Source organism: Burkholderia stagnalis (genome assembly GCF_902830275.1).
In the GTDB taxonomy this organism is placed as follows: Bacteria; Pseudomonadota; Gammaproteobacteria; order Burkholderiales; family Burkholderiaceae; genus Burkholderia; species Burkholderia stagnalis.
Genome location: NZ_CADESW010000012.1, coordinates 129,050 through 147,547, shown reverse-complemented (window position 1 = coordinate 147,547; position 18,498 = coordinate 129,050). Strand labels below are relative to the sequence as shown.

Here is an 18,498-nt window from a genome sequence, read left to right as displayed (position 1 = left end):
GGAAATGAGAATTATTATTGGTTGTGTGTCGACCCAAAGGTGCGAGCCGACACAGATGATTTTGTGTTCGGATCGAGAGCGAATGATCTGACCGTTATTTCTTTTATGAGGCTTAGAGATAGTCGTCGCATGGACGACATTATCTGTCTCCCTCAATTGCCCCAAAGACTCGCTATGTACGCCAGCTCAGCATTGATCATTCGCTGAGTTGTTGCCGAACTCGCGCCGTAGGTGAATGCCTTCGCTTTCCTGATGTCTAGCACTGTCATCACATCGGTTGGTGCTGCCAGTTTTCGGAGCTCGGTTTCCATGAGATAAGTTATCAGGTCGGCGCGCGGTTTCGTCAGTGCATCGGCCTTGAAATACAGTTTGATGACATGACGGATGCTGTCAACCGACATGCCGAGCTCTGGATTGATATTGATTTGAATGCCGGCATGCTCATAGCTCGCTCTTGGCGGCGAGAACCAAACAAGGCTTTTCTTTCCCCACCACTTTCTGTAGCCTTCGAGTAGCGCAGGGTAGTTCTTAATTTTCTTAGGATCACTCAGCTTGTCGAGGATGCGATCCAATTCGCTTTTCGGTTTGCTGCTCTGGTGAAGGTGAATGATTCCCTCACGCAACGTACGATAAAAATCGAGTGCTGGCTCATAGTCGGGGCGTTCCTTGACGCTCGCAACCTTGGTTGCTTTTGGCGTTCCAGACTTCGAGACGATGTCCACGAAATCGGTAAGTGAAATGACGGCCATCTGCTTTCGCCCTTATGAGAGCCGTAGACCCCTATTTGCCTTTCGGCCCGCGCTTGTGCGGTTCGGGATCGTTCTTCTCGTCGGCAAGGATTCGGGCTGCCATGCTCTTCACGGTTTTCTTGCTGGCAGTACCGGTTTTCAGGGCGCGAGCGGCGTTGCTTGCGAGATTCTTTGTCGGTTTTTGCTTTTCTGCCACCGCAGCCTCCGCACACTTAACAATCGTCGTACAAAGATAGTCGGGCATATCGTCACATTCAAGTAATAAGTGCGTGAGCGAGTCGCGGGTGGGGAGTTGTTACCGATTGACTCATCAGGCAAAATACACCGGTTCGGTAGCGCCCACGGGCATCTCTGCGGGTTGCGCTGCACGTTACCAATCGGCCCTTTGGCGCCCATGCGAGCGATCGCGTGTGCGTGACCGGCGGAATCAGGGGCGGGTCCGAATCGCAAGATGCGGTCCGCAACGAGGATGCCGAAGGGGCGACCGGGTCGCTTTCTGTCCCTAGAACTGTTGGGAAGGCGATTAACAAACGTGTGGGGCATCCCCCAGGCAGGGAGGCGGGCGCGCCGGCAACGTCGCGGCGCATGTCTTCGAAGCATCGCCCTCGTTGCGCCGGCCGGAAGCTGGTCTGCGCGGCCGTGGCCGCCATCGCTTGCATCACCGGGATCAAAACCAGCGTAATGGAGGTGATAATGAGAAGCATTTGCATCGACGCGGCCGCTTCGGTCGAAGTGCTGCGCCCACGGGCATCTCTGCGGGTTGCGCTGCACGTTACCAATCGGCAACCTGCGCCCATGCGAGCGATCGCGTGTGCGTGACCGGCGGAATCAGGGGCGGGTCCGAATCGCAAGATGCGGTCCGCAACGAGGATGCCGAAGGGGCTTTCAGCCGCTGGTCTAGGGAGGATGTTCAACGCCAGCGAAGCACCTGAGATATGGCTAGAAACGCATACCATACTGCCCTGTCACTTGATGCCCTACGCGCGGCGTGGGGCATTCTATTTAAGAAATCTTCACCTCGATCCCGCAATACTACGGGCGTCGATGACATCTCCATCAACGACTTTCGTGCTGACGAAAAGGCTCGTCTCAATCGATTGGCTCGCGATTTGCACCGCAAAGCGTTCCAGTTTTCCGATCTTCGACCACACCTCATTCCGAAGTCTTCAGGAAAGGATCGGTTGATCTGCGTTCCGACGGTCCAAGATCGCATTGTGCAGAGAGCGCTTTTGAATTTTCTTTCGGATCGCTACGCAGATCGGCTTGCTAACAAGATCAGCTATGGTTTCGTGAAGGATCGTGGGGTGAAGAAGGCTGTTCACGACGCTTGTGAGATTCGAGCGAAGTATGGATGGGTCTACAAGACAGATATCGCGTCTTTTTTTGATTCCATTGATCGGTTGCATCTTGAGCGAGCGCTGAAGGTTGTCATCCGTGAGCGCTCCCTCCATCCGCTGCTGGTGCAGGCAATTGGTTGCGAGATTTCCGCGACGAAGGGGAGCGTTGCGAAGAGGATCAATCGACTCGGCATCAAAGCCGGGCGAGGCGTGCGACAGGGAATGCCGCTATCCCCATTCTTTTCCAATATTATGCTGGCCGGTTTTGATCGCGTGATTGAGCAGCGGAGTCTTCGTGCGGTCAGGTATGCGGACGACCTGATTTTCTTTGCCTCGTCTCGTGGTGAGTGTGAGGATGTTGCTGAATTCTGCGCGCGCCATCTCGCCCCGATTGGGTTGATGGTGCCACCGGTTGAGCCCGGCTCGAAGTCAGTGATATACGAACCCGAGCAGGCTGCCGAATTTCTTGGTGTGAGCTTGGTTCGCCACCAGTCCAGCTACCGGCTTGAGTTGACGCAGGAACAAATCGATGTCATTCGTGATGACCTGCTTAAGCTCGGCTCAGTCCAGGAACTCGTGGCGCGACGGATAGCTCTGCCAAAACTGGGTAATGTACTCATGTTGAGGCGAAACGGGTATTTGGCAGCCTATGACATGTGTCACAACGTAGAAGATCTGGGTCGAGAGTTGGGGAAGCTGGAGCAGCGGGTACTTCGAAGAATCTATAGCGAAGGCCTCGGGATCGATCTCGCCAAGTTGTCGCCTGTGGCCCGCAACTTCTTGGGATTGAATTGACGTAGTTCGTTGAAGAGTATGGCAATAAGTATTCGATCTTGAGGTGAACAGTGGCTGCTGCATGTGAAAATGGCAGCACGTTCGTCTTCATTGGAAATCAAATCACTGGACCTGATGATGGCAGAGAGCATTCCTCCCAGAGTATTCATTTCCTATTCTTGGGACAGCGAGGACCACAAGGCTTGGGTCCGCGCCTTGGCCGAGCGTCTCACAAAAAATGGTGTTCACGCGAGATTGGATCAATGGCATATTGTTCCAGGACAAAGCCTCACTCAGTTTATGGAGGCGGAAGTTTCTGGATGCGATTTCACCCTCGTAGTCTGCACCAAGGAGTACGCGCGGAAATCTCTGGCGCGAGTTGGCGGTGTAGGCTATGAACAGCAAATCATTACTGGAAATATTGTCTCTGGGAAGGCTAGGGAGCACTTTATTCCAATCGTTCGTGATGGCGATTTCGCTGCGGGTCCTGAGTGCTCGATACCTGCTGCATTCCACGGAACTTACGCCATTGATATGCGCTCCGACGCTAATTCGGATTTTTCAATGGAGTCGCTGCTAAGAGCGATTTTCAAAGCGCCGATGTATTGTCCGCCTGACCTTGGCGAAGCTCCGATCTTCGCAGTTGATCAAGAACCGATCACAATTGAGCAAGAACAACAAGAAGGTGAGGAAATCCATCTTGCTGAACTTGATATAGATGGTTGGCGCCTGCGAAGTGGCGTTGCTAGTCACCGCCGATGGCCCGAAACGTTTGAGATTCCGGATGAGCAAGAGCGTCGTGGACTCGTAAGCGGCGACATCGTCAAGCTTATGTTCGATATACAGGTGCCAGACGATCCCGAACTCGGTGATTGCTCTAGCGAGCGGATGTGGGTCATCGTACACGAGCGATCTGGTCCCTACTATATTGGAGAGCTAAACAATATTCCCGCTTGCGCCGACGAGCAGGAGCACCTAGCGGTTGGCGATCGAGTCGTGTTTTTGCCGGAACATGTCATCTCGATCTATTCGCGTGGTGGCGCAGAGGTGACAGTCGATGACGAAGGCCAGGCTTAACGGTTTTTAGAATCGAGTTCTTAACCGTAATTTCCTCCCTGCTCGAAACGCTCGTTGCCGAGAGTGCGTCTCGAATTGCAAGGGGGAATGAAACGGTCTCCGTGCTTTAAAAGGTGAGGCTATATCGTCAGCTTCTTGATGTCGGTGCTGGCATGAAAACTGGCATCGCAATGAATCCCGCATGAACAGCGGTTCTTCGTGGAGCCGGGAGAAATTATGACGTGTGAATGCGCGTGGTTAGTGATTCTAATTAACGCGTTGGGGCTTGGGAAGCTGAGGTAATGGCCATTATACGACGCCCGCAGAACGGGTGATTGTACAGGGGGGGCGGGTGGGGATGGCAAGCGGGCGGTTTGGGGCGGTGGCGGCGAAACTGGCGTGGCTGGATCGTGGCGCGGTGGCGTCGCCGAGAATGGCCGTCAAAGATCGGCCCAAAACGGTCCGTCGACGCGATTCGCTCGATTGGTTGAATCCGCGAATAGCTGGGGCTATTCCGCCCGAGCCAGGTGCAACGAGCTGGCAGCGCGCTTGCAGGCGAGCCTGCTGTCGAAAATAGACGAGTCGGTGTCGGAAGCAAACAAGCCCCGGTAACGCTTCCGAATTAACGTGACGGACCACTTACCCGATCGTTTGGAGCTGACATGTCTGATTTCATCACCGTTTTGCGCGAAACCTGCCCGACGCCGGTCCTCGACGCGACCAAGTGGAAGCGCATCGGCGGCGATCCGCACACCGTGAACCTCAACGCTTACGTCTCCAAGGACGGCAGCAAGATCATGGGCACCTGGATCTGCACCCCGGGCAAGTTCGAGGTGAACTACGAGAAATGGGAGTTCTGCCACTTCCTCGACGGCTACTGCATCATCACGCCGGAAGGCGAGGAGTCGGTGCACCTGAAGGCCGGCGACGTGTTCGTGATTGAACCCGGCATGAAAGGAACCTGGGAAGTGGTGGAGACGGTGCGCAAGTACTTCGTCTTCGCCTGAGCGGGCCTGTCGATTCGACCACGCATATCGTCGTCGTCCAAGTACCTTCCCGGTTCGCGGCCTCTGTCATCGCGGCCCTTGCATCTTGCAAGGGTCCATGCACATTAAAGGCAAGACGACGCCCGCGGAACGCGTACGCCGGGCGAACGCGGTTGCGGGGCGTACCCGGGCCTACGCCGTTGTTTCGTCCACAGGATTGCCGGGATAGTCGTCGCATGGCGACACTCGACATCCCATCGATTTCGCGCCGCTGGCCATCGAGCAGATTCGCGATCTGGCCGCCGCCGTTCGAGAAGACGGCGACTGAAGCGACGCAACCGAATTCATCACGCGTCGATCGCGAAACGGATCGCAAAGCCGATCATCATCACCGCGACGAACAGGTCGAGCACGCGCCAACCGAGCGTGCGCGAGAACCACGCGCGGCAAGCGCGCGCCCCATAGGCCAGCATCAGGAACCATGCGAGCGAAGCGACCATCGTGCCGGCCGCGAACGGTGCGCGCGCCTGCGGCGCATGGCTCGCGATCATGGTGCCGAGCAGCAGTACCGTGTCGATCCATGCATACGGATTGAGCAGCGACACCGCGGCGGTGACCAGCGTTTCGCGGCGAACAGGCGCTTGCAGCAGGCGCCGCCCCTACGCCCGCACGACCGTCACGCCCGCCGCCTCGATCGGCTTCGTCAGCGCCGCATCGGTCGCCTCTTCGACGACGACCGTCTGCGCGAGCGCGATCTCGCCGATCACGAACGGCGACGCCGCGTTGAGCTTCGACGACGACGCGAGCACGACCGTCTCCGCCGCGCGCGCGGCCAGCGCGCGCTTGATCGCGGCCTCCTCGAAATTGCCGGTGGTCAGCCCGGCCACCGGATGCACGCCCGTCACCCCCATGAAGTACAGGTCCGCATGCACGCGCGCGATCGCCTCCATGGCCGCCGCGCCGACCGTCACGATCGAGTGCTTGAACAGCTGCCCGCCGATCAGGATCACGTCGATCGACGGATGCTCTACGAGTGCGACGGCGACGCTCGGGCTGTGCGTGACGACCGTCGCCGACAGGTCGGCCGGCAACTGGCTCACCAGCAGCGCCGACGTCGTGCCGCCGTCGACGATCACGACCTGCCCCGGCGCGATCATCCCGGCGGCCCGCCGCGCGATGCGGCGCTTGGCGGCCGATTCGAGATCCTGGCGCTGCGCGAACGGCGCGGTGGCCGGCGAAGCGGGCAGCGCGCCGCCGTGCACCCGCTGCAGCAGGCCTTCGGCGGCCAGCTCGCGCAGGTCGCGCCGGATCGTGTCCTCCGATACGCCGAAGGTCGCGCTCAGTTCACCGGCCAGCACCTGGCCGTCGCGCCGGAGCGTGTCGAGGATGGCTTTCTTGCGTTGCGTCGTCAGCATGGCTTTGCACGAATATTCTTGATATTGCACGAATGTGCACGTTACCATCGGCGCCGTCATCTGTCGAATGGAGGCTGTCATGGTCGTAACCACGCAGGAGCGGGTGCGCATCGTCGATACCGTCGTGCTGTCCGACGACTGGTATGTGCTGAAGAAGATCACGTTCGATTACCGCCGCCGCGACGGCACCTGGCAGCGGCTCAGCCGCGAGACCTACGATCGCGGCAATGGCGCGACGATCCTGCTGCGCAATCCCGCGACCGGCACCGTGCTGCTGACGCGCCAGTTCCGGATGCCGGCGTTCGTGAACGGCCACGACGGGATGCTGCTGGAGGCGGCCGCCGGCCTGCTCGACGACGCGACGCCGGAAGACCGGATCCGCGCCGAAGCCGAGGAGGAGACGGGGTACCGCGTGCGCAACGTGCGCAAGGTGTTCGAGGCCTACATGAGCCCGGGCTCGGTCACGGAGAAGCTGCACTTCTTCGTTGGCGAATACGACGCGTCCTTGCGTACCGGCGACGGCGGCGGCCTGGCGGACGAGGGCGAGGATCTGGAGGTCGTCGAGATGTCGCTCGACGCGGCATTGCGGGCAATCGAGCGCGGCGAGATCGTCGACGGCAAGACGATCATGCTGCTGCAGTACGCCGCGTTGCACGCGCACGCGGGAGGGCAGGCCGCATGACGCCGCAACTGATCCTGGTGGCGGGCCCGTACCGCAGCGGCACCGACGGCGACCCCGCGCGCATCGCCGCGAACCTCGTGCGGCTCGAGCAGGCGGCGCTGGCCGTCTATCGGCGCGGGCACGTGCCGATGATCGCCGAATGGGTGTCGCTGCCGCTCGCCACGATGGCCGGGTCGCAGCAGGTCGGCGACGCGATCAGCGAGACGTTCCTCTATCCGGCCGCGCACCGGCTGCTGCACCGCTGCGACGCGGTGCTGCGGATCGACGGCGAATCGCGCGGCGCGGATGCCGATGTCGCACTGGCGCGCAGTCTCGGCAAGCCGGTCTATCGCGCGCTCGACGACGTGCCGGCCGCGACGCCGGAAACGCGCGGCGACGGCGGCCCGTGACGCCCCGGCGGACGGAGTCGTCATGCGGGGCGCGTCGGCGTATGATCGCGACGGCGAAAACCACGCCGCCCCGCACCTCACCACCGAACCCTCATGCCGCCCCTCGATCCTGCCGCCGACGGCGAATTGCCGCTGCCTGACTCCCTGATCGACGCCGCCGTCGCCGCGCTGTCCCGCGCCGACGCGCTGCTCGTCACGGCCGGCGCCGGCATCGGCGTCGATTCCGGCCTGCCGGATTTCCGCGGCACGGACGGCTTCTGGCGCGCGTACCCCGCGTTGCGTCACGAGCGCTTCGAATTCCACGAGATCGCGTCGCCGCAGGCGTTCCGCGCGCGGCCGCAGCTCGCCTGGGGCTTCTACGGCCATCGCCTCGGGCTGTACCGGTCGACCGTGCCGCACGACGGCTTCGGGATCCTGCGCCGCTGGATCGACGCGATGCCGAACGGCGGCTTCGTGCTGACGAGCAACGTCGACGGGCAGTTCCAGAAGGCCGGCTTCGATCCGGCGCGGATCGTCGAGATCCACGGCTCGATCCACCGGATGCAGTGCCTGCGCCCGTGCTCGGAGCACACGTGGTCGGCGGACCCGTTCACGCCGGAGGTCGACGCGGCGGCCTGCCGCCTGGTCGGCGAGATGCCGGCCTGCCCGCACTGCGGCGGCCTCGCGCGGCCGAACATCCTGATGTTCGGCGACGCCGGATGGATCGGCGCGCGCTACGACGCGCAGGAGCGCGCGCTGGAAGACTGGCTCGCCGGCGCCGGGCGCGTGGCGGTGGTCGAAGTGGGGGCCGGCACGGCGATCCCGACCGTGCGGCTGATCAGCGAACGGCTCGGCGCCGACGTGATCCGCATCAACGCGCGCGAGGCGCATGCGCGCCGCGCGGACGTGATCGGCCTGAAGGGCGGCGCGCGCGCGACGCTGCGCGCGCTCGATCGCGCATGGCGCGGCGGCTGAGCGCCGCGCCACGGGCCCGCCGACAGCGGCCGCTCGGCTACGGCCGGGCGACGAGCGCCTGCACGAGCGATGGCGCGAGCGGCGAACCGAGGCCCGTCACGTAGTCGTAGCCGCCCGCGGCGCTGCAGACGCCGCCGCAGTTGCCGTTGGTGCCGGTCGTCACGTCGTGATAGTCGCTGCCGTAGGCGGTTTTCCCGAGCGCATAGAGTGCGTCGTAGGTGCCGCTCAGCCGGCTCTTGCCGGCCGCCGCGCGCAGCGAGTTCGCGATCGCGACGAGCGCCGCCCATTGCGGCGCGCCCGCGCTCGTGCCGCCGACCTGGAACCAGCCCGCCTGCCCCTGATAGGTGACCGAGTCGTACACCGCGAACCCGCTGGACGGATTCGCGTCGTAGCTCACGTCCGGCACGCCGCGCTTGCCGGCCACCGGAACGGGCCACGCGGCCTGACCGGCGGGCTCGGTCTCGACGGTGCTCACGCCGCCGCCGCTGCCGCTCCAGGCCGCCTCGCCGACGTAGTTGCCGTACGCATCGGTGGTCAGCGTGGTGCCGCCCACCGCCACCACGTACGGCGACGCCGCCGGGTATTCGGTGCCGGCGCCGCTGTCGCCGGACGACGCGACGAAGGTGACGCCCGGCACGCTGAAGTGGCTGTCGAAACCGGTCTCGCTGCTGAACTCGTTGCCGCCGAAACTCATCGACACGACGGACGCGCCGCGCTTCACCGCGACGTCGACCGCGGCCAGCAGGTCGTTGAAGCTGGCCGACGCGGCCTCGACGAGGATGATCCGCGCCTTCGGCGCGATCGCATGCACCCACTCGACGTCGAGCGCCATTTCGAGCGACCAGCCCGCGTCGGTCCTGGGCCGGACGCCGCGCGCGTACACCTTGGTGAAGCAGCCGTTCGCCGTGGTGCAGGCCGGCAGCGAGAACGCGTTGCTGAACACGCCGAGGTCGGCTTCGATCTTCGGGTCGTCGTATGCGTCGACGATCGCGACGACCATCCCGTCGCCCTGGTTGGCGATCGCGTCGAACCCGTACGCATGCCGCGCGAGCGCGGGCGTGAGGCCGGACACCGCGGCCGTGCTCGCGCGCTGTTTCGTATGGAACGGCGGGCGGGCGAACCCCTTCGGCGCGCGATTGCCTTCGACGTAGGACGGCGGCCCGTTGCCCTCGGCGAGCGCGACGCTCGACGCGAGCAGCGACGCGCACAGTGCCGGAATCAACATGGACGACAGGCGGATATTCTTCATTTTTCGAGTCTCCATGCCGATGGAGTGAGTGGGTCGAAACAAGTCTACGAAATTGGCAAAGTCAATTGCATGAAATATCGGTGGAATTCGGGAAAGTCTGATAAGGGAAAATACGTGGAGCGCCTATGAGACGGGCGTTTTCAGGATTGACGCGCCATCGTGGAAAACCGTTTTCGTGAATTTAAGAAGGCTGGAAGATAATCGGTCAATCTCGAATTTATTTGTAATGTCCAGCGTAATGCGCCGGAAAATATCCGTGACGCCGGACGTGCGTGAATCATGAATCGCTTCATGAAATTGCCGGCGCGGCGCGATTCCGCATACAGTTCAGCGTGGGCCGCATCGGCCACGCCGCATCGTCACCGAGGAGTTCCCTTGTTCCAATCGATCGTCGCGATCTTCGTCGGCGCCGGGCTCGGCGCGCTGCTGCGCTGGTTCCTGAGCCTCGCGCTCAACGCGTTCCTGCCCGAGGTGCCGCTCGGCACGCTCGCCGCGAACCTGATCGGCGGCTACGTGATCGGCATCGCCGTGGTGATGTTCGCGACGCGCGCCGGGCTGCCGCCCGAGTGGCGGCTGTTCGTGATCACCGGCTTTCTCGGCGGGCTCACGACGTTCTCGACCTTCTCGGCCGAGGTGATGACGCATGCGCTGCAGGGCGAGTTCGGATGGGCGTTCGCGGTGGCTGCCCTACACTTGATGGGATCGTTCACGTTGACGGCCCTCGGCATGTGGACCGCCCGTGCGTGGCTCGCTGCGGCCTAGCGCCGGCGCAAGCCCGTTATTGGCGCGAACAGGCCCCAGGCGGCCGGCGTCGGAGGTGGCGATGGACAGGATCTTCTTGCGCTTCTATGTGCACGAGCAGCACCGGCTGCACTGGAAGCCGCTCTGGGAATGGCTGCTCGAGGAAGGCCGGCGCATGGGCGTCGCGGGCGGGTCGGCGTTTCGCGCGATGGCGGGCTTCGGCGCGCACCGGGTGCTGCACGAAGACCGCTTCTTCGAATTGCAGGGGTCGCTGACGATCGAGGTCGAGTTCGTCGTCACCGACGACGAGGCGCGCCGGCTGCTCGAGCGGCTCGGCCAGGAGAAGGTGCGCGTGTGCTACGCGATGATTCCGGCGCGCTTCGGCGTGATCGACACGCTCGGCGCGCCGGCGGAGCAGGCTGGCGGTTAGATGCCTAGATGCCGAACAGCGTGAGCGACACGGCGGCGCGCGTCACGATCATCAGCAGCACCTGCACGATCACGAACAGCAGGATCGGCGACAGGTCGACGCCGCCGAGGTTCGGGATCACGCGGCGCAGCGGGTTGAGGAACGGCGCGGTGAGCTGGTAGAGGATCGGCATTGCCGGCGAGCGCGGGTTCAGCCACGACAGCAGCGCCATCAGGATCGTCATCCAGATCACCAGGTTGAGCGCCCACTTCAAGACGGTCAGCAGCGCGACGATCACGATCGTCGGCACCAGCGCGGTCGGGTCGACGCCGGCCATCACGATCATCAGCACCACGTACACGAACGACGTCAGCACCGCGGCGACGACGCTCGCCCAGTCGATGCCGCGCACGCCGGCGATCACGCGGCGCAACGGCAGCACCAGCCAGTTGGTGGCCTGCAGCACGGCCTGCGTGACGGGGTTGTACGGCGGCACGCGGACGGCTTGCATCCAGACGCGCAGAATCAGCGCGGCGCCGAACAGCGTAAAGACGGTATTGAGCAGAAAACGGGCGATTTCGCCGAACATCGTTGGCATCCTTTTTTTACAGTCGAGTAGCGTGCGGCCGCCAACGCCGGATGGCGGCGCATCGGCCGACACCTTATCACGCCTCGTCGCGCGCGGGGGAGGGCGGCGCGGCGGTGCGCGCGAGTGACGCTTCGACGGCGTCGGCGAGCGCCGGCAGCGACGCGGGCGGCGCCGCGCGCTGCGCCGCGAGCGCGACCGCGCGGCGCGTCATCAGCGCATAGAGCGTCGCGTGATCGCCGCCGCGCGCCTCCAGCAGCGCGAGCTGGCGTTCGACGATGCCGGTGTCGCCGCGCGACACGGGCCCCGCGAGCGCGTTCGACAGCCCCTTGTCGCGCGCCGTCTCGATCGTGCCGGCCAGCATCGGCAGCAGCGCGCGCAGCGCGGCGTCCTCGTCGAAGCCGAGCGTGCGCCACAGGTCCACCGCTTCCGCGAGTCCGCACAGGGCGAAGCTCGCCGCATAGTGCGCGGCCGCGTGGTACAGCATCCGGCCGCCGGCCGGGATCGACAGCGGATGGCAGCCGAGCGCGGCCGCGAGGCGCGCGAGCACCGCGTGCAGCGCGCCGTCGGCCTCGATCGTCACCGAGCAGCCGTCGATGCGGGTCAGGTCGGCGTCGCCGCCGCCGAACAGGTAGAGCGGATGGAACCCGCCCGTCGCCGCGCCTTGCCGTTTCGCGGGATCCAGCAGGTCGACGCTCGACGCGCCGCTGCAATGCACGAGCGCCTGGCCGGCCGCGCGCGACGCGTCGAACCGCAGCAGCGCGGCGCTCGCCGCGAGATGGTCGTCGGGCACGGTCAGGAAGATCAGGTCGGCCGCATCGACGACGTCCTGCGGCGACGCGAGCGCGCGGCAGCCGTCGATGCGCGCGGCGAGCGCCGCGGCCGACGCCGGCGTGCGGCTCGCGACCGCGACGACGGAAAAGCCGGCCTGCGCGAAACGCTGCGCGACGCAGCGCGCGAGGCGGCCGGCGCCGATGAAGCCGAGACGGGGCATGGCGGGAACGGTCATGGCAGTGGACGAAGCGAAAACGGGAAGCCGCCAGTATCGCAGGAACGGGGAGGTGGCCGCGGCAGACGGGCGGCGGCTTGAACGGTCGCGATCCGGCCCCGAGCAGCGCGCCGGCCGGCAGCGCCGCGACCGCTGTTGGCTTTTTGTCTCAAATTTGTAATCGTTCATTACGGCGGCCGGCACGCCCCGCGCGCGGCAATCGGTAAGGCTGACCTGACGACCCGTCGCCGACGGTCCGACCCGCGGATTCATGCGGTCCGCCGGGGCGCTCGGCGGGCGCGTGCGCCAGGCGGCGCGCGGCCGGCACGGGGGCGCGATTGCAATTTGCTACAAATGCAGACGACGGGCTCGAGTGCTTTTCGCTACATTGCATGCATGCGACGTGCACGCCCGCCGTTGCCGACAGGAGCGCATAAAATGATCGCTCCAGCAGGAGAATCGAAGTGAAAAAGCTCATTCCGTTCATCGCCGCCGCCGCGCTGGGCCTGGGTGCCGCAAGCGCCGCGCAGGCTCACGTGTCGATCGGGGTCGGCATCGGGATTCCGGTCGCGCCCGCGTATCCGGTCTATGCGGCGCCGCCGCCCGTCTATTACGCACCGCCGCCGCCTGTCGTCTATGCCCCGCCGCCGGTCTACTATCCGCCGCCGGCCGTGGTGGTCGGTGGATACGGTGGCTATGGCGGCTATTATGGCCGTCCGTACTGGCGCCACCATGGCTACGGCCACGGCTACTGGCGCCGCTGATTGACGCCCGCGCGGCTCGTCCGCGCGTGGCAAACGGCGCAGCGTCCCTCGCGGGAGGCTGCGCCGTTTTCTATTGGGGCGGCCGTTCGCTGCGCGTTCAGACCGCGTGTGCGATCAGGTCGCGATAGCCGCCGACGATCACGCTGTACGAGAAATACGCGAACAGCAGCGCCGACGCGACGTGGCACGCGCGCATCAGCCCCGCGCCCGCGCGCTTGCGGCCCTGGCTCGCGAGCGTGCACATGAACAGCGTCCACGCGAGGCCGCCGAGGAAGAAGCCGGACAGAAATACCGACGCGGTGGCAGGCGTGGTCGCGCCGGCTTTCGCGATCAGCGCGCCGCCGACCGCCGCGAACCACAGGATCGCGCTCGGCGACGACATCGCGAGCAGCATCCCGCGCATGAAGCTGCGCCGTGCGCTCGCGCGCGGCGGCAGTGCGCCATCCGCGGCGGCGTGGTCCGGCGCGTTGCCGGGCGCCAGCGCTTCGCGCGCCATCTTCCACGTCAGGAACAGCAGCACCGCGCCGCCGCCGATCCAGACCACCCAGCGCACCGCTTCGAACTGCAGCAGCACGGCCATCCCCGCGAGCGCGAGCGCCGCGTATACGAGATCGCCGACGCACGAGCCGATGCCAAGCCAGAAGCCCGGCCGGAAGCCGTGCGACAGCGTGAGCGACAGCATCGCGACATTCACGAGGCCGATGTCGAGGCACAGCGACAGCGACAGGAAGAACCCGTCGGACAGCATCGAGGCAGGGGGGAAGCTCATCGTCGGTCTTGTCTGGGCGCCCGGCGGGCCGGGCGCCGGTTCGCGTTACAGGCCGAGGTCCTGCCAGATCCGGTCGACGCGCGCCTTCACGGCGGCGTCCATCTCGATCGGGCGGCCCCATTCGCGACTGGTCTCGCCGGGCCACTTGTTGGTCGCGTCGAGCCCCATCTTCGAGCCGAGCCCCGCGACCGGCGACGCGAAATCCAGATAGTCGATCGGCGTGTTGTCGACCATCACGGTGTCGCGCACCGGATCGACGCGCGTCGTGATCGCCCAGATCACTTCCTTCCAGTCGCGGATATTCACGTCCTCGTCGACGACGACGATGAACTTCGTATACATGAACTGCCGCAGGAAGCTCCAGACGCCGAACATCACGCGCTTCGCGTGGCCCGCGTAGCTCTTCTTCATCTGGACGATCGCCATCCGGTAGCTGCAGCCTTCGGGCGGCAGATAGAAGTCGGTGATCTCGGAGAACTGCTTCTGCAGCAGCGGCACGAACACCTCGTTCAGCGCGACGCCGAGCACCGCGGGCTCGTCGGGCGGCTTGCCCGTGTAGGTCGAGTGGTAGATCGCGTCGCGGCGCATCGTGATGCGCTCGACCGTGAACACCGGGAACCACTCCTGCTCGTTGTAATAGCCGGTGTGGTCGCCATAAGGACCTTCGAGCGCGTGCTCGTACGCGGCGCTCGCGCCGTTCGCCGGGCGCGGCGGCGCGCCGGCGGGGGCGGGCGCAGGCGCGCCGTCCTGCGGGTAGATGAAGCCCTCGAGCACGATCTCCGCGCGCGCCGGCACCTGCAGCGTGTCGACGCCGGGCGTCAGGCACTTCGCGAGCTCGGTGCGGCTGCCGCGCAGGAGGCCGGCGAACTGGTACTCGGACAGCGAATCGGGCACCGGCGTCACCGCGCCGAGCGTGGTGGCCGGATCGGCGCCGAGCACGACGGCGACCGGATACGGCTTGCCGGGGTTGCGCAGCGCGAACTCGCGGAAGTCGAGCGCGCCGCCGCGGTGCGCGAGCCAGCGCATGATCAGCTTGTTGCGGCCGATCAGCTGCTGGCGGTAGATGCCGAGGTTCTGGCGCGGCTTGTTCGGCCCGCGCGTGACCGTCAGGCCCCAGGTGATCAGCGGGCCCGCGTCGCCCGGCCAGCAGGTCTGGATCGGCAGCTTGCCGAGATCGACGTCGTTGCCTTCCCAGACGATTTCCTGGCACGGCGGCGACGACACCGTCTTCGGCGCCATGTCCCACAGCGCCTTCGCGAGCGACAGCAGCTTGCCGGCGTCCTTCAGGCTGCGCGGCGGATCGGGTTCCTTCATTGCGGACAGCAGGCGCCCGAGATCGCGCAGCGAGTCGAGCGCGGCCTCGTCGCCGGCATCGACGCCCATGCCGAGCGCGACGCGCCGCGGCGTGCCGAACAGGTTGCCGAGCACCGGGAAGTCGCTGCCGGGCGGCGCATTGAACAGCAGCGCGGGGCCGCCGGCGCGCAGCACGCGGTCGCACAGTTCGGTCATCTCGAGCACCGGCGACACGGGCTGCGTGACGCGCCGCAGCTCGCCGAGCGCCTCGAGGCGCTGGATGAAATCGCGTAAGTCTTTGTATTTCATGAATAAGGTCCGGGCCGCCCGCACGGCGGGCGGCGATGGGCGGGCGCAGCGGCCGGCTGCGGCCCCGAATCGACCGACGATTTTACCCGGCCGGCCGCGCGGCTGCCCGGCGCAGAAAAAAGTCGACGGCGCGCAAACCCCCTACGGCAAGGGGCTCCGGCTTCTGAAGGGTCAGCTGTAATTACTTTTTGTTATGATTTCGAGTTTTTATAGTGTTGACGATCTATAAAACCCTGATAGAATCCGCTCACATTGGTTGCAGGGTAAAAGGCTTCAAGCCGCCAATCACCGATCTTTGACGCAGCGCGTCACCGTCCGCCGGAACCTGCACGGCCTGTCGACGGCTCTAGTCGTAGTCACAGCCAGCGCCTCCTGACGCTGGTTTTTTGCGTGAGTGCCACCGCATTTGCCCGCCTTGAGAAAGGCGCCGGCCCTGTCCTGCCGTGGCCTCGAACGGTACTTATACCGTTTCTCCGATGCCTGCGCGTCCAGCCATGACGTGCGGCGTCGTGATTCCGCGGCGCGTGTTCCGTCTCGCCATCGAGCAGAGCGAGCCGCATGAATCATGTTCATGGGAGATCTGAATGAACGCTTGGTTATCGTGGCGTCCCAATGAGCGGCATACGCACCTCGTGCGTGAAATGCTGCGTCGCGGGACGCGTGTCAGTCACCACTTATTCAGCGTCGTAGGTTGTCTCGCTGTTGCGGTCGCGCTTGCCCTCTGGATGCTGCCGGCCGTGCGCGGCACGCTCGCCGCGAAGTTGATGCCGGTCGTGTCCGCGGCCGTGCAGGCCGGTCCGGCCCGTTTGCTGACCGGCCATCCGCTGCCGAATTTCGCGCCCGCGGGCGCGCAGCCGCAGCAGGACGACGGTCCGGAGACCGACGCGCTGGCGGCCGATCTCGACGTCGCATCGGAAGCCGTCTCGCAGAACGACGCCGCCGACGACGCCCGCAACGGCCAGTCGCCGGTCACGCTCGCGAAGCTGATCCCGGCCCAGCGGGTGCCCGCCGATGCGCGCGACGACCGCGCGCTCGCGTCGAACCGCCAGCAGGCGCTCGTCGCCACCTACCTGTCGCGCCGCTACCGCGTCGCGCAGGAGCCGGTCGGCCAGCTCGTCAAGGCGGCGTTCCAGACCGGCCACGACGTCGGCCTCGATCCGCTGCTGCTGCTGTCCGTGATGGCGATCGAATCGGGCTTCAACCCGTACGCCGAGAGCGGCGTCGGCGCGAAGGGCCTGATGCAGGTGATGTCGAAGGTCCATTCCGACAAGTTCGAGTATTTCGGCGGCACCGGCACCGCGCTGCAGCCGCTCGCGAACATCCAGGTCGGCGCACTCGTGCTGAAGGACTGCATCGCGCGCGGCGGCTCGCTCGCGAGCGGCCTGCGCCTGTACAACGGCTCGACGAACCCCGATGACAACGGTTACGGCTCGAAGGTGATGGCCGAGCGCGGCCGGCTGCGCGACGTGGCCCGCGGCCGCAGCGTGTCGGTGTTTGCGCCGCAGGCGCCGGCCCAGCAGGCGAAGCCGATGGTCACGGCCGCGGTGTCGTCGACGGGCGGCGCGAAGCGGGTCCGTGCCACGCTCGACAACGCGCAACCGATCGTCGCCGCCAAGTCGGCCGCGCCGAAGGCGCCGCAGCAGGACGACGCGAGCGTCGATTCCGCCAAGCAGTCGCGCGGCGATCACTCGGAGTTCGGCGCATAACGTGCGAATCCGGCCCGGAGAAAACGAAAAAGCACCCGCGAGGGTGCTTTTTTTTCGCCTGCCGGCTTGCGCCGGCGTGCCGCGCAGCCCCGCTCAGCGCTGCCCGAACAGCGTCGCGAGCCGCTCGACCGCTTCTTCGAGGCGCGGGTACGCGGTCGCATAGGACAGCCGGATATAGTCGCGCGGCGCATGCACGCCGAAATCCATGCCCGGCACCAGCACGACGCCCGCGTCGTGCAGCATCGTCTGCGTGAGCGCCGCGCTGTCGCCGGCCGCCGGATGCGCGACGCCGCCGCAGTGCGCGTATACATAGAATGCGCCGTCCGGCATCACGGGCACCGTGAAGCCGAGCCGCTCGAGCGCCGGCGCGATGAAATCGCGGCGCCGCTTGAATTCGAGGCGGCGCGCTTCGTAGATCTCGAGCGCGGCCGGTTCGAAGCACGCGAGCGCCGCGTGCTGCGCGAGCGCGGACGGGCAGATGAACAGGTTCTGCGCGAGCTTCTCGAAGGTGCTGACGAGCGCCGGCGGCACGACCAGCCAGCCGAGCCGCCAGCCGGTCATGTTGAAGTACTTCGAAAAGCTGTTGACGGTGACGACGTCGTCGCCGAACGACAGCGCCGACACGGGCGGCGCGTCGTAGCTGAGCCCCTGGTAGATCTCGTCGACGATCGTGAAGCCACCGCGGGCGCGCACCGCCTCGACGATCCGCTTCAGCTCGTCGGGCTCGAGCGACGTGCCGGTCGGGTTCGACGGCGACGCGAGCAGCACGCCGCGCGTCCTGTCGCCCCATAGCCGGCGCACGTCGTTCGCGGTGAGCTGGAAGCGCGCGGCCGGGCCGCTCGGCACGAGCACCGCGCGGCCTTCGGCCGCCGCGACGAAATGCCGGTTGCACGGGTACGACGGGTCGGGCATCAGCACCTCGTCGTCGCGGCCGACGAGCGCAAGGCACGCAAGCAGCAGCGCGGCGGACGCGCCCGCCGTCACGACGATCCGCTCCGGGCTGACCGTGATGCCGTACGCGCGCGCATAGTGGGCGGCGATCGCCTCGCGCAGCGGCGCGATGCCGAGCGCGCTCGTGTATTGCGTGACGCCGCGGCGCAGCGCGGCGGCGGCGGCCTCGACCACCGGCTCCGGCGCGGTGAAATCCGGTTCGCCGATGCCCATGTGGATGATGTCGCGGCCCGCGGCTTCGAGCCGCTGCGCCTCCTTCACCAGTTCCATCACATAGAACGGCTGGATCGCGTCGACGCGCGCTGCGAGCGTCACGAGCGAATCGGCGGTGGTATTCATCGGTCGGTCGGAAGAGGGGAGCGTGAAATGAAAAACGGGCGCATGCGCGCCC

General features: G+C 65.5%; 20 protein-coding genes. 10 read left to right on the top strand and 10 right to left on the bottom strand.

The window, feature by feature from the left end; genetic code table 11:
* Positions 1–152 precede the first annotated feature (152 nt).
* Positions 153–749 carry a hypothetical protein gene (locus HWY45_RS21275; protein WP_009689783.1) on the bottom strand — a complete coding sequence of 199 codons (597 nt, stop codon included), beginning with the start codon at positions 747–749 and terminating at the stop codon, positions 153–155.
* A gap of 31 nt (positions 750–780) precedes the next feature.
* Entirely contained in the window at positions 781–993 is a 213-nt protein-coding gene (locus HWY45_RS21270; protein WP_126877948.1) for a hypothetical protein, read from the bottom strand.
* 691 nt (positions 994–1,684) lie between these two features.
* On the opposite strand from HWY45_RS21270, the gene HWY45_RS21265 reads away from it, so the two are divergent.
* The 3 genes from HWY45_RS21265 (at position 1,685) to HWY45_RS21255 (ending at position 4,923) form a co-directional block, all read left to right on the top strand.
* Positions 1,685–2,881 carry a reverse transcriptase domain-containing protein gene (locus HWY45_RS21265; protein ID WP_063895670.1) on the top strand — a complete coding sequence of 399 codons (1,197 nt, stop codon included), beginning with the start codon at positions 1,685–1,687 and terminating at the stop codon, positions 2,879–2,881.
* 69 nt (positions 2,882–2,950) lie between these two features.
* Positions 2,951–3,937 carry a toll/interleukin-1 receptor domain-containing protein gene (locus tag HWY45_RS21260; RefSeq protein ID WP_081069907.1) on the top strand — a complete coding sequence of 329 codons (987 nt, stop codon included), beginning with the start codon at positions 2,951–2,953 and terminating at the stop codon, positions 3,935–3,937.
* Between the two features lie 641 nt (positions 3,938–4,578).
* Positions 4,579–4,923, top strand: a complete 345-nt coding sequence (locus HWY45_RS21255; protein WP_047900015.1) for a cupin domain-containing protein — start codon at positions 4,579–4,581, stop codon at positions 4,921–4,923.
* Positions 4,924–5,249: 326 nt separating this feature from the next.
* Here the strand turns inward: HWY45_RS21255 and HWY45_RS21250 are convergent, their stop codons facing one another.
* Positions 5,250–5,522, bottom strand: a complete 273-nt coding sequence (locus tag HWY45_RS21250; protein ID WP_269114010.1) for a LysE/ArgO family amino acid transporter — start codon at positions 5,520–5,522, stop codon at positions 5,250–5,252.
* Positions 5,523–5,561: 39 nt separating this feature from the next.
* Positions 5,562–6,317 carry a DeoR/GlpR family DNA-binding transcription regulator gene (locus HWY45_RS21245; RefSeq protein ID WP_175038325.1) on the bottom strand — a complete coding sequence of 252 codons (756 nt, stop codon included), beginning with the start codon at positions 6,315–6,317 and terminating at the stop codon, positions 5,562–5,564.
* Positions 6,318–6,396: 79 nt separating this feature from the next.
* Between HWY45_RS21245 and HWY45_RS21240 the strand changes: the two genes are divergently transcribed.
* The 3 genes from HWY45_RS21240 (at position 6,397) to HWY45_RS21230 (ending at position 8,342) form a co-directional block, all read left to right on the top strand.
* Positions 6,397–6,999 carry an NUDIX domain-containing protein gene (locus tag HWY45_RS21240; protein ID WP_059884964.1) on the top strand — a complete coding sequence of 201 codons (603 nt, stop codon included), beginning with the start codon at positions 6,397–6,399 and terminating at the stop codon, positions 6,997–6,999.
* On the top strand, positions 6,996–7,388 hold the full coding sequence (locus HWY45_RS21235) for a hypothetical protein (RefSeq protein ID WP_059802342.1): 393 nt from the start codon (positions 6,996–6,998) through the stop codon (positions 7,386–7,388). Before HWY45_RS21240 ends, HWY45_RS21235 begins: the two co-directional genes overlap by 4 nt.
* A 93-nt stretch (positions 7,389–7,481) precedes the next feature.
* Complete coding sequence (locus HWY45_RS21230) at positions 7,482–8,342, top strand: SIR2 family NAD-dependent protein deacylase (protein WP_059884962.1); 861 nt, start codon at positions 7,482–7,484, stop codon at positions 8,340–8,342.
* A 37-nt stretch (positions 8,343–8,379) separates the two neighbouring features.
* On the opposite strand, the gene HWY45_RS21225 is transcribed toward HWY45_RS21230, so the two are convergent.
* Positions 8,380–9,591: a S53 family peptidase gene (locus HWY45_RS21225; protein ID WP_059565395.1), complete on the bottom strand. Its 1,212-nt coding sequence runs from the start codon at positions 9,589–9,591 to the stop codon at positions 8,380–8,382.
* A gap of 375 nt (positions 9,592–9,966) precedes the next feature.
* On the opposite strand from HWY45_RS21225, the gene crcB reads away from it, so the two are divergent.
* Both crcB and HWY45_RS21215 read left to right on the top strand, forming a co-directional pair.
* Positions 9,967–10,353, top strand: coding sequence for a fluoride efflux transporter CrcB (gene crcB / locus HWY45_RS21220; RefSeq protein ID WP_059884960.1), 387 nt, complete (start codon positions 9,967–9,969; stop codon positions 10,351–10,353).
* A gap of 61 nt (positions 10,354–10,414) precedes the next feature.
* Positions 10,415–10,762, top strand: a complete 348-nt coding sequence (locus tag HWY45_RS21215; RefSeq protein WP_059565506.1) for a DUF190 domain-containing protein — start codon at positions 10,415–10,417, stop codon at positions 10,760–10,762.
* 4 nt (positions 10,763–10,766) lie between these two features.
* On the opposite strand, the gene HWY45_RS21210 is transcribed toward HWY45_RS21215, so the two are convergent.
* Both HWY45_RS21210 and HWY45_RS21205 read right to left on the bottom strand, forming a co-directional pair.
* Positions 10,767–11,330: a YggT family protein gene (locus HWY45_RS21210; protein WP_059565397.1), complete on the bottom strand. Its 564-nt coding sequence runs from the start codon at positions 11,328–11,330 to the stop codon at positions 10,767–10,769.
* Positions 11,331–11,406: 76 nt separating this feature from the next.
* Positions 11,407–12,336: a Rossmann-like and DUF2520 domain-containing protein gene (locus HWY45_RS21205; RefSeq protein ID WP_059884958.1), complete on the bottom strand. Its 930-nt coding sequence runs from the start codon at positions 12,334–12,336 to the stop codon at positions 11,407–11,409.
* Between the two features lie 443 nt (positions 12,337–12,779).
* On the opposite strand from HWY45_RS21205, the gene HWY45_RS21200 reads away from it, so the two are divergent.
* Positions 12,780–13,079, top strand: a complete 300-nt coding sequence (locus HWY45_RS21200; RefSeq protein WP_059565399.1) for a hypothetical protein — start codon at positions 12,780–12,782, stop codon at positions 13,077–13,079.
* Between the two features lie 97 nt (positions 13,080–13,176).
* On the opposite strand, the gene HWY45_RS21195 is transcribed toward HWY45_RS21200, so the two are convergent.
* Together HWY45_RS21195 and HWY45_RS21190 are read right to left on the bottom strand one after the other, a co-directional pair.
* A complete protein-coding gene (locus tag HWY45_RS21195; protein WP_059884956.1) occupies positions 13,177–13,848 on the bottom strand; it encodes a LysE family translocator in 672 nt (223 codons plus the stop codon).
* Between the two features lie 45 nt (positions 13,849–13,893).
* On the bottom strand, positions 13,894–15,450 hold the full coding sequence (locus HWY45_RS21190) for a UbiD family decarboxylase (RefSeq protein WP_059802337.1): 1,557 nt from the start codon (positions 15,448–15,450) through the stop codon (positions 13,894–13,896).
* A 584-nt stretch (positions 15,451–16,034) separates the two neighbouring features.
* Here HWY45_RS21190 and HWY45_RS21185 point away from each other — a divergent pair.
* Positions 16,035–17,156: a lytic transglycosylase domain-containing protein gene (locus HWY45_RS21185; protein ID WP_059565402.1), complete on the top strand. Its 1,122-nt coding sequence runs from the start codon at positions 16,035–16,037 to the stop codon at positions 17,154–17,156.
* Between the two features lie 93 nt (positions 17,157–17,249).
* On the opposite strand, the gene HWY45_RS21180 is transcribed toward HWY45_RS21185, so the two are convergent.
* Complete coding sequence (locus HWY45_RS21180) at positions 17,250–18,446, bottom strand: pyridoxal phosphate-dependent aminotransferase (protein ID WP_059884954.1); 1,197 nt, start codon at positions 18,444–18,446, stop codon at positions 17,250–17,252.
* Positions 18,447–18,498: the final 52 nt, after the last annotated feature.

Excerpts from the sequence above, each read along its gene's own strand:
- HWY45_RS21270 (WP_126877948.1), bottom strand. The coding sequence starts at position 993 with ATGCCCGACTATCTTTGTACGACGATTGTTAAGTGTGCGGAGGCTGCG.
- HWY45_RS21260 (WP_081069907.1), top strand. The coding sequence starts at position 2,951 with ATGGCAGCACGTTCGTCTTCATTGGAAATCAAATCACTGGACCTGATG.
- HWY45_RS21240 (WP_059884964.1), top strand. The coding sequence starts at position 6,397 with ATGGTCGTAACCACGCAGGAGCGGGTGCGCATCGTCGATACCGTCGTG.
- HWY45_RS21235 (WP_059802342.1), top strand. The coding sequence starts at position 6,996 with ATGACGCCGCAACTGATCCTGGTGGCGGGCCCGTACCGCAGCGGCACC.
- HWY45_RS21225 (WP_059565395.1), bottom strand. The coding sequence starts at position 9,591 with ATGAAGAATATCCGCCTGTCGTCCATGTTGATTCCGGCACTGTGCGCG.
- HWY45_RS21215 (WP_059565506.1), top strand. The coding sequence starts at position 10,415 with ATGGACAGGATCTTCTTGCGCTTCTATGTGCACGAGCAGCACCGGCTG.
- HWY45_RS21195 (WP_059884956.1), bottom strand. The coding sequence starts at position 13,848 with ATGAGCTTCCCCCCTGCCTCGATGCTGTCCGACGGGTTCTTCCTGTCG.
- HWY45_RS21265 (WP_063895670.1), top strand. The coding sequence starts at position 1,685 with ATGGCTAGAAACGCATACCATACTGCCCTGTCACTTGATGCCCTACGC.
- HWY45_RS21255 (WP_047900015.1), top strand. The coding sequence starts at position 4,579 with ATGTCTGATTTCATCACCGTTTTGCGCGAAACCTGCCCGACGCCGGTC.
- HWY45_RS21180 (WP_059884954.1), bottom strand. The coding sequence starts at position 18,446 with ATGAATACCACCGCCGATTCGCTCGTGACGCTCGCAGCGCGCGTCGAC.
- HWY45_RS21185 (WP_059565402.1), top strand. The coding sequence starts at position 16,035 with ATGAACGCTTGGTTATCGTGGCGTCCCAATGAGCGGCATACGCACCTC.
- HWY45_RS21210 (WP_059565397.1), bottom strand. The coding sequence starts at position 11,330 with ATGTTCGGCGAAATCGCCCGTTTTCTGCTCAATACCGTCTTTACGCTG.
- HWY45_RS21275 (WP_009689783.1), bottom strand. The coding sequence starts at position 749 with ATGGCCGTCATTTCACTTACCGATTTCGTGGACATCGTCTCGAAGTCT.
- HWY45_RS21230 (WP_059884962.1), top strand. The coding sequence starts at position 7,482 with ATGCCGCCCCTCGATCCTGCCGCCGACGGCGAATTGCCGCTGCCTGAC.
- HWY45_RS21205 (WP_059884958.1), bottom strand. The coding sequence starts at position 12,336 with ATGACCGTTCCCGCCATGCCCCGTCTCGGCTTCATCGGCGCCGGCCGC.
- HWY45_RS21245 (WP_175038325.1), bottom strand. The coding sequence starts at position 6,317 with ATGCTGACGACGCAACGCAAGAAAGCCATCCTCGACACGCTCCGGCGC.
- HWY45_RS21190 (WP_059802337.1), bottom strand. The coding sequence starts at position 15,450 with ATGAAATACAAAGACTTACGCGATTTCATCCAGCGCCTCGAGGCGCTC.